General features: G+C 55.9%; 10 protein-coding genes, 1 pseudogene and 1 riboswitch. Of the genes and pseudogenes, 4 read left to right on the forward strand and 7 right to left on the reverse strand.

The features are described 5' to 3' along the window. Complete coding sequence (locus tag QP888_RS07625) at window positions 1-1,266, reverse strand: cystathionine gamma-synthase (RefSeq protein WP_284812937.1); 1,266 nt, start codon at window positions 1,264-1,266, stop codon at window positions 1-3. A 117-nt stretch (window positions 1,267-1,383) separates the two neighbouring features. Here QP888_RS07625 and QP888_RS07630 point away from each other — a divergent pair, with 117 nt between their 5' ends. Together QP888_RS07630 and QP888_RS07635 are read left to right on the forward strand one after the other, a co-directional pair. Then, on the forward strand, window positions 1,384-2,433 hold the full coding sequence (locus QP888_RS07630) for a mechanosensitive ion channel family protein (RefSeq protein WP_018120922.1): 1,050 nt from the start codon (window positions 1,384-1,386) through the stop codon (window positions 2,431-2,433). 7 nt (window positions 2,434-2,440) lie between these two features. Then, window positions 2,441-2,830: pseudogene (locus tag QP888_RS07635) on the forward strand (globin domain-containing protein); the annotation flags it as partial. Window positions 2,831-3,099: 269 nt separating this feature from the next. Here the strand turns inward: QP888_RS07635 and ald are convergent. Further along, window positions 3,100-4,188, reverse strand: coding sequence for an alanine dehydrogenase (gene ald / locus QP888_RS07640; protein WP_284812938.1), 1,089 nt, complete (start codon window positions 4,186-4,188; stop codon window positions 3,100-3,102). Window positions 4,189-4,435: 247 nt separating this feature from the next. Beyond that, window positions 4,436-4,548: riboswitch (TPP riboswitch) on the forward strand. Here ald and thiC point away from each other — a divergent pair. Further along, on the forward strand, window positions 4,536-6,449 hold the full coding sequence (gene thiC / locus QP888_RS07645) for a phosphomethylpyrimidine synthase ThiC (protein ID WP_284812939.1): 1,914 nt from the start codon (window positions 4,536-4,538) through the stop codon (window positions 6,447-6,449). Its footprint overlaps the riboswitch before it by 13 nt. 379 nt (window positions 6,450-6,828) lie before the next feature. Further along, entirely contained in the window at window positions 6,829-7,569 is a 741-nt protein-coding gene (locus QP888_RS07650; RefSeq protein ID WP_284812940.1) for a Fic/DOC family protein, read from the forward strand. Window positions 7,570-7,593: 24 nt separating this feature from the next. Here the strand turns inward: QP888_RS07650 and QP888_RS07655 are convergent, their stop codons facing one another. From QP888_RS07655 to ettA, 5 genes are all read right to left on the reverse strand, one after another. Next, a complete protein-coding gene (locus QP888_RS07655; protein ID WP_284812941.1) occupies window positions 7,594-8,526 on the reverse strand; it encodes a trypsin-like serine protease in 933 nt (310 codons plus the stop codon). 29 nt (window positions 8,527-8,555) lie between these two features. After that, a complete protein-coding gene (locus QP888_RS07660) occupies window positions 8,556-9,704 on the reverse strand; it encodes a DUF418 domain-containing protein (protein ID WP_284812942.1) in 1,149 nt (382 codons plus the stop codon). Window positions 9,705-9,879: 175 nt separating this feature from the next. Next, the gene (locus QP888_RS07665) at window positions 9,880-10,581 is read right to left on the reverse strand and encodes a DUF8185 domain-containing protein (protein WP_284812943.1); all 702 of its coding nucleotides are present in this window, start codon (window positions 10,579-10,581) and stop codon (window positions 9,880-9,882) included. Then, window positions 10,581-11,231, reverse strand: coding sequence for an acyl-CoA thioesterase (locus QP888_RS11180; protein WP_350338238.1), 651 nt, complete (start codon window positions 11,229-11,231; stop codon window positions 10,581-10,583). The genes QP888_RS07665 and QP888_RS11180 overlap by 1 nt, the downstream gene beginning before the upstream one ends. A 60-nt stretch (window positions 11,232-11,291) precedes the next feature. Then, on the reverse strand, window positions 11,292-12,962 hold the full coding sequence (gene ettA, locus QP888_RS07675; RefSeq protein WP_126844784.1) for an energy-dependent translational throttle protein EttA: 1,671 nt from the start codon (window positions 12,960-12,962) through the stop codon (window positions 11,292-11,294). Window positions 12,963-12,983 lie beyond the last annotated feature (21 nt).

Genomic DNA, 12,983 nt, shown 5'->3' on the forward strand with positions numbered 1-12,983 from the left:
CTACTTCTCGTCCAACTTGTCCAACGCGTGCGTGAGATCAGCGATGAGATCGTCGATGTCCTCAATACCGATGGACAGGCGCACCAGATCAGCTGGTGGGGAAAGCTCGGAGCCTTCAGCGGACACGTGCGTCATGCTGGTGGGGTGTTCTACTAGTGATTCCACACCGCCAAGGGATTCTGCCAACAAGAACAGCGTCGTGTTCAGACAGAATTGCTTCGCTGCTTCCTCGCTGTGGAAGCGCACGGACATCATCGCGCCATAGCGCTTCATTTGCTTAGTGGCAGTCTCGTGGCCCGGGTGATCTGCAAGGCCCGGATAGAGCACGGATTTGATCTCGGGGCGGGACTGGAAAAACTCCGCGATCTTTTCTGCGTTATCGCAGTGCCGGTCCATGCGCACCGAGAGAGTTTTGATGCCGCGGGTGGTGAGGTAGGCATCGAAAGGCGAGGCAATAGAACCGACTGCCCCCTGGAACCACAACAACTCGGCGTCGACGTCTTTATCAGCGGTGACCACTGCCCCACCAACGACGTCGGAATGCCCGCCCAAATACTTGGTGGTCGAATGCAGCACGTGATCTGCACCCAAGCTGATCGGGTTTTGCAGGTATGGGGAAGCAAAAGTGTTATCCACTACCAGAGAGGCGCCACCTTTAACCTCTGCGATGGCAGAAATATCACTGATGGATAGCGCCGGGTTGGTGGGGGTTTCCAACCAGATCACGCGGGTGTTTTCGCGGATCGCGCCCGCCAGCTCGTCGACATCGCACGTGTTGACGATAGTATAATCAATCCCCCACGGCTTAAAGACAGACTCGATCAGGCGCCAGGTTCCGCCGTAGGCGTCGTTGCCTAAGATCATGTGGTCACCTGGACGCAACAGAATGCGTAGCAAAGTATCGGTGGCCGCCATACCCGAGGAAAATACGCGCGCATACGGGGCTTTTTCTAAAGCAGCCAGGGTAGTTTCCAGGCTACGAACAGTCGGGTTCGCCACACGCCCGTATTCGAAACCGCCGCGCAGGCTGGCTAGACCGTCTTGGGCGTAGGTGGTGGAGGCATAAATCGGAACATTGACAGAGCCGATGTGCGAGTCCGGCTCGTAGCCCGCATGAATAGCAGCCGAGCTAAAACCTTTGAGGTAGTCAGCCTTAGCATCCTCGGTGAGTTTATGGTGCGCAGCCGGATATTCCGGTGCGGGAATCCGGTGCGGGGTCAGGTTGTTTTCTGCAGGTGAGTTCATACCACCCACCATAAACCACATGCGCGAATTATATTGCGAAGATCACCGCCGCTCTCACAGGAAACTTACAGTCCAACCCCGTAAGATGGCCGAAGTTGCAGCGGAAATCGATTGCCAAAGCAAAGACTTAAGGATGAGATGAACACGAATATTTTTCACCTCGCTTCAAATTCTGTTCCTTCAGTACCTTCTGCCGAAGAAACAGTGAACACTGTCAACAATTGGTGGAATAACCCAGAAACCCAAGCCTGGTTGTTCCAGCGCCCGATCTACATTGGCTTGATTATCCTCTTCGCGTTGCTGGCGCATTGGATTTTGGTGCGCGCCATCAACAAACTGGCCAACCACAACATGAAAGATGGCCGCAAGAAGACTGCGGAGCGTCAGGCCGAATCAAAGCACAGCCATGAGGTGCCGGAGCCAGATCCGGAGAAGATGCATCAGATCCGGCTGATGGAAAAATCGCGGGAGAACCGCCGGAAATCGCGTATCAAGACGCTTTCCGGTGTGGCAAAATCCGCCGTCGCCATTTTTGTCTGGGTCTGGGCAGTCATCGCGATCTTGGACGTTGTCGGCATTAACGTCGGCCCACTGATTGCTTCCGCAGGTATCGTCGGTGTCGCCCTTGGTTTTGGCGCACAATCGCTGGTCCAGGACTTCCTGTCCGGTATTTTCATGCTGATCGAAGACCAGTACGGCATCGGCGACGTCGTCGACTTAGGCGACGGCACCATGGGCGAGATCGAAGAAATCTCGCTGCGTATCACTTCCCTGCGCGATATCGACGGTGCGCTGTGGCACGTGCGCAATGGCGAGATTTTGAAGGTCGCAAACCACTCCAGCGATTGGTCGATCGCGCGTTTCCAGATTCCGGTCAGCCACAGCAACGACCAAAACAAGGTCTGGAAGGTACTTACCGAAGCCATGGCCAAGGCTGCTGCCGACGAGCGGTGCGCCAACGAAATCATGGAAGCTCCAGAAATTCAGGGTGCTTCGGAGTTCAACCCGGATTACCTCTCCTACCGCGTTTCTGTGATTACCATGCCCGGCGAGCAGTGGCACGTCATGCGCGTGATGAACGGTTTGATCATGAACGAACTGGCTGAAGCCGGAATCAAGACTCCATACCCATACGGCATCGGTATTGCTGGCCCAGGAGGCGAGCCACTTGGACGCTCACAGTCATAGCCAAGACATCCGCTCCGGTGAGCGCCCGGATTCTGTCTTTGCAGCCATCGGCGGAATGGAAACCTTCGAGACGCTCGTCGACGGTTTCTACGCCCAGGTTCCTGACGACGACATCCTGGCACCGATGTACCCGGAGCAGGATTTCAACGGTGCCCGCGACCGCCTGCTGTGGTTTCTCGTTCAGTTTTGGGGTGGCCCGAAACTGTTTAATGAACGCCGCGGCTCGCCCCGGTTGCGAATGCGGCACGCAGAATTTCCGATTGATACCGCTGCAGCGGAGCGTTGGCTCGAGTTGATGGGCCGTTCGTTGGACAAGATCGATGAGGAAACCATTCCGGAGGAATACCGCGCCGCGATCTGGAATCACATGCAGAAGCTGGCTTATATGCTGCGGAATATGCCTGATGAACCACTACAGCACGAGCATGCCCGCCAGCAAAAACCTGATCTGGGTATTCTGCGCCGGGATCTTGGTTTGCGGTAGGCGCTCGGCGCCATCGCATTCTGTGCACGCCGCCAATTTGCCTAATCACTCAACCAACCGGGTAACTAAGACTGCCTTGCTAACAAAAGCGCTCCCGACCTTTCAGGTGGGGAGCGCTTTCGCATAATAATTTGGCAACAACCGAGCCGATCAAAAATTGCCAACCGGCCAGGGTTTTCGCACTAGTCCTGCCAGTCGAAGGCCTCACGCACTGGCTTGGAAATAAGCTTGCCGTCGCGCGTCGACAAGCCATCCGCCAAACCTGGGAAACGATCCATAGCGTTATCGACACCATCGGCAGCAACGGCACGGATATAGGGCAACGTTGCCGATGTCAGAGCACGAGTAGAGGTGTTCGCTACCGCACCAGGCATATTAGCCACGCAGTACATCAGTGCATCACCAACGCGGAACACAGGGTCTTGGTGGCTGGTCTTGCGGGAAGGCTCGAAGCAACCACCCTGATCAATGGCCACATCCACCAACACAGAACCGCGCTTCATGCGCTTGATCAAATCTTCCGACACCAGCTTCGGTGCCTTGCCACCAGCAACCAAAACGGCACCAATCACCAGGTCAGCTTCCAGCAACTCCTCTTCGATGGTCACTGGATCAGAAATCTGGGTGCGCACGGTACCGGCATATTGATCGTCGAAACGCGCCAAAGTACCAGCATCAATATCCAGCACGGTAGTTTCTGCGCGCAGACCATGTGCCATAGCCACCGCTGATGCGCCCACCTGGCCGCCACCGATCACGACGACGCGACCAGCCTTGGTGCCCGGAACACCAGAAGGCAGCACACCGCGGCCACCGTGGTGGGACAACAGGTGGTGGGAGCCTTCCAACACTGCCAACCGGCCGGCGACCTGTGACATTGGGGTCAACAGCGGTAGCGCACCGTTTTTATCAGTCACGGTTTCATATGCCAGCGCGGTGGTGCCAGCCTGCACTAGCGCGTCGGTCAGTTCACGCGAAGCAGCCAGGTGCAGGTAGGTGAACAGCAGCAGGTCCTCGCGCAGGTACTGGTATTCCTCTTGCAAAGGTTCTTTGACCTTCAGCACCATCTCCGCAGCCCACGCATCGGCTGCAGTATCGACGATGGTGGCGCCACGGTCGGTGTAGTCGCTATCGACGTAGCTGGAGCCTTCGCCAGCGCCAGATTGAATAAGCACCTCGTGGCCGTCGTCGACAAGAGCCTGTGCAGCTGCCGGGCTCAATGCCACGCGGCCTTCACTGTTCATGATTTCTGCGGGAACGCCAATCTTCATGGGATTGATCCTCATTTCTGGTTGCTTCGTGCATGTTCGTGCATCGGGCAGGAAAGCGACATTTCGACAGGGTTGGCGTCGAGATCTCTTTGCCTGCCACCAGGGTACGTGTTGTAAGCTAGCAGCAACGGTTTTGCGAAATGCACCACAGCTTCCGAAAAATTCGATAAGGCTATTGAGCCTATTGAATTTTCAGGATTCATAGCGGCCACCCCAGCCCAGCATTGCGCGACCGTCGACAAGTTTATGCACCACACACGGGTGCCCTGCTGGTACAGGGCTGAGATCACGCTAATACCGCGTGAGCACCGTTCGAACCTGTTGGTTAGTACCAACGTAGGAAGGAGGTGGGCACTGTGGCGAACCATGACGCGCACACCGCTGCCCCCGAAGACGAGATTCATTTCAAGCACTCCTACTCCCCAATCCGCGAGGGTGACCTGGAAGTTCCAGAAACTGAAATCCAGCTTGATGATTCTCCCACTGGCCCGAACAAGCCATTCCGCGTTTACCGCACCCGTGGTCCACAGGCCGATGTGCACCGTGGGTTAAAGCCGCTGCGTTTGCAGTGGATCAAGGACCGCGACGATGTGGAAGAATACGACGGCCGTGGACGCGATCTTGCCGACGACGGCCGCTCCGCACAACGCCGTGGCGCCGCTAGCCAGGAGTGGAAGGGTGAATCGCGCCCGCCGCTGCGTTCCAGAGACGGCAAAACCGTCACCCAGATGCACTACGCACGCCAAGGCATCATCACCAAAGAAATGCAATTTGTTGCGTTGCGCGAGCACTGCGATCCGGAATTCGTCCGCAGCGAGATCGCTCATGGCCGGGCGATCATCCCGAACAACATCAATCACCCAGAATCCGAGCCCATGATCATCGGCCGGAAATTTCTCACCAAAATCAACGCCAACATCGGTAACTCTGCGGTGACGTCCTCGATTGAAGAAGAAGTCTCCAAGCTACGCTGGGCTACCCGCTGGGGCGCGGATACCGTGATGGACCTCTCCACCGGCGATGACATCCACACCACCCGCGAGTGGATTTTGCGCAACTCGCCGGTTCCGATCGGTACCGTGCCGATGTACCAGGCCCTAGAAAAAGTCAACGGCGTGGCTGAGGATCTGACCTGGGAGATCTTCCGCGATACCGTGATTGAGCAGGCGGAACAAGGTGTGGACTACATGACTATCCACGCCGGTGTGCTGCTGCCATATATTCCGATGACCACCAAACGCGTGACCGGCATCGTTTCCCGCGGCGGTTCCATCATGGCCGGATGGTGCCTGGCCCACCACAAGGAATCGTTCCTGTACGAGAACTTCGACGAGCTGTGCGAGATCTTCGCGCGCTATGACATCGCTTTCTCGCTTGGCGACGGCTTGCGCCCCGGCTCTATTGCCGACGCTAACGATACCGCGCAGTTCGCTGAGCTGAAAACCATCGGGAAGCTGACCCAACGCGCGTGGGAATACGACGTGCAGGTCATGGTGGAAGGCCCAGGCCACGTTCCATTGGACAAGGTGCAGGTCAACAATGAGCATGCCCAAGCCTGGACCAACGACGCCCCTTTCTACACGCTCGGACCGCTGGTTACCGATATTGCCCCTGGCTACGACCACATCACTTCAGCGATCGGTGCTGCCAATATTGCCATGGGTGGTACCGCAATGCTGTGTTACGTCACGCCAAAAGAACACCTTGGTTTGCCAAACCGGGACGACGTCAAAACCGGCGTCATCACCTACAAGCTGGCGGCACATGCCGCAGACGTCGCCAAGGGGCACCCTGGCGCGCACGAATGGGACGACGCCATGTCGAAGGCACGTTTCGAGTTCCGTTGGCACGACCAATTTGCGCTCTCGTTGGATCCTGACACCGCGCAGGCTTATCACGACGAAACCCTACCAGCGGAGCCTGCGAAAACCGCGCACTTTTGTTCGATGTGCGGTCCGAAGTTCTGCTCCATGCGCATTAGCCAGGACATTCGCGATGCCTTCAGCGACGATATGGCGGATCTGGGCATGCCGGCGTTCCAGAAGCCAGTCGACGACGATGTCGCCACTGCCGTCGCAGAAGCCAATGGTCGGGCTGCCTCCGACGGGTGTGGTTGCGGATCATCAGACGCGAACGCTTCGGTGGCTGACGCAGTTGCCGAGGAAGCCGCGGAAGAAGGCATGGAAGAAAAGGCCCAGGAATTCCGCGAGCAAGGCTCCGAGCTGTACCAGCACGAAGGTAGCTACGTGCCGAAGCGGTAAATTTGCGCTAACCATGCGCTAAAGGATGGGACCGCCAATCGGTGCAATAGTCTCTGAACTGGGCACCTAAAATGAGCATCTGAGCTGGGAAAACCTCTGAGAAAGCTCCTGCATTCTAACTCCCTTCCGGGTAAACTGTAATGCACGAGCAACTCGGAGGTTTTCTTATGTCTGTACCTTTGCGGCGTTCTGCGCCGGGAGCTAAAGCAAGCACTGCACCAATAACCCCAGCTGAGAGACTGTCAGATGGCGCACTCGGCGCAGCGGGCCATTCTCTAGATAATCCACACTTACGCGAGCTCCGCAGACTCGTCGCCGTCGGGAAATTGACCGGCGATGATGCTATTCGTCACGGCCTCGATCACCTCAAGAATCGTTAATGCACAACGTCGGGTGGGGATATAACAGCTGGGAAGATTATTACATTCCCGGCACAAAGGTATTACGCAATAAATTCCGCAGCACAGACAAGCCTTACGGCGAAGATGATCCAGATCGTCTGCGCGAGATGGAAGAGTTTGTCACCGCAGTGCGCATGGCAGAGTTACACGATACTCCAATTACAGGTAATTTCGACTACGCGCATATGAAGGCAATTCACGGCTACATCTTCCAGGATGTGTATGACTGGGCCGGGGTACCTCGCGTCGGCCCACACGGGTGGATGACTAAAGAAGGCCCTAATGTTTTACACCCAGATGACCCCGATAATCCCACGATGGCTTTTAGCTATTATCCGGGCACGGAAATCATGCACGAGGATGCCCGCAAGCAATACCGCAGGCTAGCCGAAAAGAATTATTTGCGCGGCCTGGAAAAGCAAGAATTCGTGCAAGAATTAGCTGAAATCTGGGGTGAACTGAACGTCATACATGTTTTTCGCGAAGGCAATACCCGAACGCAGTTCATTTTCTTCGAGCAACTGTGCCGTAAAGCCGGCTACCAGATCGATTCCGAGCGCTTTGCTGTCCGCGACGAGGCAACCATGCAGCGTGCAGCCGCCGCCGGTAAACCATATTTCCACGAAGTCTTCGTACGCGCCCGATTTTATAGCCAAGCTACCGGCAGCAATAAACGCCTAGCCGAAGTTCTCGACCAGGCGATATCACCCTTGCACTAGCATCGTTGTACTGGCACTGCCCTACTACTTCTTCGGCTTACGCGCAATACCCAAACCGACAACCAGTGCTACCAATACCGCGCCGCCACCAAGCAGCCACCAGGTGGTATTGCTGGAATCATCTGCAGATTCCCCAGCAGCAGAGGTATCAGTGCTGGTCGTCGAATCACCATTGCCCTGCGAAACATTTGCTTCATCAGAGCTGACGGATTCAGACTGCTCCGTCATCGTCTTGATCATCCAGTCATAGCTTTCCGCAGCTGGGGCCACGACAGACTCTGGGGAAGTCGTCGACTCCGGATCATCCGGGTTGAACGCTGCCGAAAGCACACCATACAGCTTGCCGTCCATGAATACTGGTCCGCCCGAATCGCCCTGCTGGAATTCCGCATCATTATCCAGACGTGCAATCGCAGCCTGATCACCGCCGAACAAAGCGAAGTTATTCAGCTCCGTAATCTTGCCGTCTGCCTTGGGCAGCTTCTCAGTCTTACCGGTGCCTTCCGATGACCAACCATAAGATTCAATTGCACCCTCAGCCGGAGTTTCTTGCATGATCTCCGGGTATTCTTTCAAGCCAATTGGCTCCGCGGTACGGATCAAACCAATATCACCAGCTGGAGCTTTGTACCAGTCCGCGACCTTCACCCGCTTTTGGTCATCGCCTTGGCCAATGCGAACGCTACCACCCGGGGTTTCGGAGTTTTCCAGGCAGTGCCGTGCGGTGACAACCCAGTAGTCTGCCACCGCGGTACCGGTGCAGTTTCCGTCCTCGTCGCCGTCGTCGCCGATTTGTTCAGACACCACCGCGTTAGCGTGCACGGAGTCTTCAGCGAACTGGTCGCTGATCATCGCCTGCGCAGGTACGGCTGTAGCCAGCATCCCGCCAAGTGCCAAGGTTGGTGCGGCAATGGCCAGCAAACGGGAGGTCTTCGAGTTTTTCGCGGTCTGAGACATGATGATTTTCTTTCTATTCAGAATAGGTATTAATGATTCGTGGTGGTGGTGAGATTCTCACTGGTTTTATCAGCGTGATTGTTACCGTTATTGCCGCTGCGCTTGCCGGTGATTCCTGCAATCGCATGTGCACCTGTCCGGGCCACCAGGCCAAGCACGTATTCCAGCGGGCCGTAGCGGAAGAACATTGCCCAAATACTCGTGCCGACGACTGCGACGACGATGGTGCCGATAGCCAGCTCAGGGTATTGCGTGGCGATGTGGTCCCGGTTGATGATGCCAGCGGAGATCACGTGCCCCAGATACACAGTCAATGCCATCGAGCCCATGGCTTTCAGCGGGAATACCCAGCGGTCAGTCTGAACAAGCAACAAGCACAACAGGATGACAGTCAGCGAACCCGCAATGGTAGCCAGCGCGTCGACAAGACCACCACTGTGCGGTTTCGCATCAAAAAACCCATGCACAGCAATTCCAAGATTGTTACGCGTGGCGACGGCGTAAGCCGAATCGATCCAATCGCGAGCCAGTACTCCCACCACCGAGATGACAACTCCTGCGGCGGCCACCAGAAATCCGGTGGCTGACAATGGTGTGATCTGCCAGTTGTTGTTCCGCAGCCAATGTGCAAACAGCACACCAGCCGCCATGTAGGCCAGCCAGGTCACGATTGGATACGGCTCGCGCAACAACGCGTGGAGAGTGGTGTGCAGTGTAATCACGTGCACGATGCCTGATACTGCCAGCAATACCGCAAAACCGGCCGCGACCCACTTAGTGGACCAGCGTGGGATCTGCAGCAATGCGAACACGATATAGCCGATACCCAGTGCTTTGAGTACCACGATGATGGTTCCGGCATACGGGGTAACCACAATTCCGATGAGCACGAGAATGATGCCGCGAATAAAAACATCGACGGCTCCGCGTTTGCTGAATATGATGGTCATCGAAATGCCGGAGAGCACCGCGAAAAGAGCTGATGGGAAGCCTTCCAGGAATGCGCCGGCAAATCCTTTGATGGGATATAAGTGAGCGATGATCATCGCCAGCAATGCGATGCCGCGGGCAACATCAATCCCGATGATGCGCCCGGTCACAGGCTTCGGCCGGTGACCATTGTCAACGGCGGGACTGTGACCGTCGGCTGTGGCTGCGTGTTGGACAGTATCTGGCATGTTCACAACCCTAACCCCATTTACTGAAAAGAACTTGCATTAATCCTTACTGCTTGCGGATAGTTATCTGTCCACTAGTTTGGAACACCGAAAAATCGCCGCATACGCTGTGTATTGCACATACGCGGCGATCTGTTTCTGGGAAATCCCTGGTTAGCGTGGTGCGTGGGTGCTACTAAATCAGCACGGAAAGTCCCCGTGCGTGGTAGACACTCCCGAACGGCGCATCCACACGTGCCCAGCGACCATTAGCGGAAACCCGCAGGTGACGTGGAATGTCCATGGCGGCGGCAAACCCCGGAATGAGCCCTAAGTTGGTGCACGCAAAAATCATCCGCATCGGTATTTCAACTTCTTCGCCGTGTCCCACGGAAGGTTGCTGAATATTTTCTGTGAGTTTGCTGGACTCTACGGATTTCTCGGCCGGACGCACGGTGAGCACGGTTTGATTCATCAAACTCTGCGGCGGGCCCATGGGGCCGGAAAATTGTCGGGCAAGATCGCGTCCCTTATCGGCGAGTTCCCGCACCACATGCACCGGTAAGTTGTCCACCAAGTGAAATCCCCCAGCCGGTGGCAACGCACCCGGCCAGGAGGCATCACGCGCGGGGCCCAGGTGGGTTTGTCCAGTTTCCAGACAGTGCAACAACGCACTGGCTGCGACCACTGCCCCGTCGCGGGAGACGGTGCCTTTGACGCGTCGACAAGCCACAACATCAAATGGTGTGGTCACAAAAACGTCAATGAGTTCACCGTCCCCGTCGTCGTCTTTGAGGACACGGAACCGTGCAGAAGCGCTGGCATCGAGGCCAACTGCCCGCGCAATGAGCGCGCGTAGACCGGGGCCACCTGCGGTAACTTCGAGGGATTCAGACATTAATCGTCGTAGCCAATCTCATCGCCATAGTCGATTTCGTCACCGTAATCTACTTCATCGCCATAGCTGATTTCGTCGTCATAGCTAGTTTCATCGTCGTAGCCGATCTCATCGGCAAACGATTCTGCACTCGGAGTACTCGACGCTCCCAGGCCCCCTGCTGCACCAGCAGGACTCGCAACACCTGCGGCTACGGAACCTGCGGCAGCTTCCGTCTTATCTGCGTCGTTCGCAAGAGTTGATTCCAAGCGCATGACTTCGCGCTCTTGCTCAGTCAATGGCCGTGGCATCTGGGTGTCCATGTCGACGGCGACGGAGACAGTTTCAATCACGCACGCTACCCGACCATGTTTATCTTTAATTTCCTGGCGGGTAACGAAAGAAGAATTGCCGACCTCGACAACCTGGGATTCCACAAGCAACACCGAATTGCCCTCTGGCTCAATGGGTTTGCGGAAATCTAAGTCCAGCTTGCGCACGAAAGCAGCGAAATCTTGCATGCCAGCCGGATCGAAGTAGGCCTCTTTGTACGCCAAGCGAGCTTCCTGTGCGATTTCCACGTAATTGGCGTTCATCACATGCCCATAGCGGTCGAAGTCCGACCACCGCAGGGGTACACGATATTGATGAATTGCAGGATTATCCGCCATAAAACCTTGGAAACCTTTCTGGAACACTCGCGCAAGGTCGACAGCCTCTACGCAGCAAAACTAGCGAGTCAATTTGCGGTGGGTGACACGGGATGGACGCGCAGCATCTTCGCCGAGACGTTCCACCTTGTTCTTCTCATAGTCGCCAAAGTTACCTTCGAACCAGAACCACTGGCCTTCTTCCACATTGCCTTCCCAAGCCAAAATGTGGGTACAGGTGCGGTCCAGGAACCAGCGGTCGTGCGAAATGACCACGGCACAACCTGGGAATTTCTCGAGCGCGTTTTCCAAAGAACCAAGGGTTTCGACATCCAAATCGTTGGTTGGCTCGTCGAGCAGAATCAGGTTTCCGCCCTCTTTCAGTGTCAGCGCCAGGTTCAAGCGGTTACGCTCGCCACCGGAAAGCACCTTGGATGGCTTTTGCTGGTCTGGGCCCTTGAAGCCGAAGGCGGAAAGATAGGCGCGCGAAGGCATTTCGTTCTGGCCGACGTGAATATAATCCAGACCGCCCGAAACAACCTCCCAGACCGTTGCTTCCGGGTCGATGTTTTCACGGTTCTGGTCCACGTACGACAGCTGCACCGTCTCACCGACGGTGACCTTGCCGTCATCGGGTTCTTCCAAGCCCACGATAGTCTTAAACAGCGTAGTCTTACCCACACCATTCGGGCCGATCACACCAACGATTCCGTTGCGCGGCAGCGTGAATGACAAATCCTTGATCAAGGTACGATCGCCAAAGCCCTTGGTCAGGTTGTCTGCTTCAACGACCTTGTTGCCCAAACGTGGCGGGGTTGGAATCTGGATTTCTTCGAAGTCGAGCTTCTTATATTGCTCGGCCTCGGCAGCCATTTCCTCGTAGCGCTCCAAACGCGCTTTGTTTTTCGCCTGGCGGGCCTTGGAACCAGAACGAACCCATTCCAGCTCATCTTTCAAGCGCTTACGCAGCTTGGCATCCTTTTTACCGGCAACCTGCAAACGTTCCTGCTTCTTTTCCAAGTACGTCGAGTAATTACCTTCATAAGGGTGCAGCTTGCCGCGGTCAACCTCACAAATCCAGCCCGCAACATTATCCAGGAAGTAGCGGTCGTGGGTCACTGCCAAAACCGCACCTGGGTAGTTTTCCAAGTGCTTTTCCAGCCAATGCACGGACTCAGCATCCAGGTGGTTGGTGGGCTCGTCGAGAAGCAGCAAGTCTGGTTCCGACAACAGCAGCTTCGCAAGAGCTACACGACGACGCTCACCACCAGAAAGGTTGGTAACCGGTTCATCCGATGGCGGGCAGCGCAGTGCCTCCATGGCCTGCTCAATCTTAGAATCAACTTCCCACGCATCCGCGTTGTCCAGGTCTTCCTGGAGTTTGCCCATTTCTTCCATGAGCTCATCGGTGTAGTTGGTAGCCATTTCTTCAGCAATAGCTTCGAAGCGCTGCTTCTTTTCGAAGATATCGCCGAGGCCTTCTTCCACGTTGCCGCGAACGGTTTTCTCTTCGTTCAGCGGTGGCTCCTGCTGCAAAATGCCGACGGTGGCACCGGGATCCAGAAATGCTTCACCATTGGATGGCTCAGACATTCCGGCCATGATCTTCAAAATCGACGACTTACCGGCACCGTTCGGGCCAACGACGCCGATCTTTGCGCCGGGGTAAAAAGCCATGGTGACGTCGTCAAGAATGACCTTGTCACCCACAGTTTTGCGTACATTTTTCATCGTATAGATGAACTCGCCCATATTTCCCCTTCGCGAAATTAG

Origin of the sequence: Corynebacterium sp. MSK297 (assembly GCF_030232885.1) — a bacterium.
Classification (GTDB): Bacteria; Actinomycetota; Actinomycetes; order Mycobacteriales; family Mycobacteriaceae; genus Corynebacterium.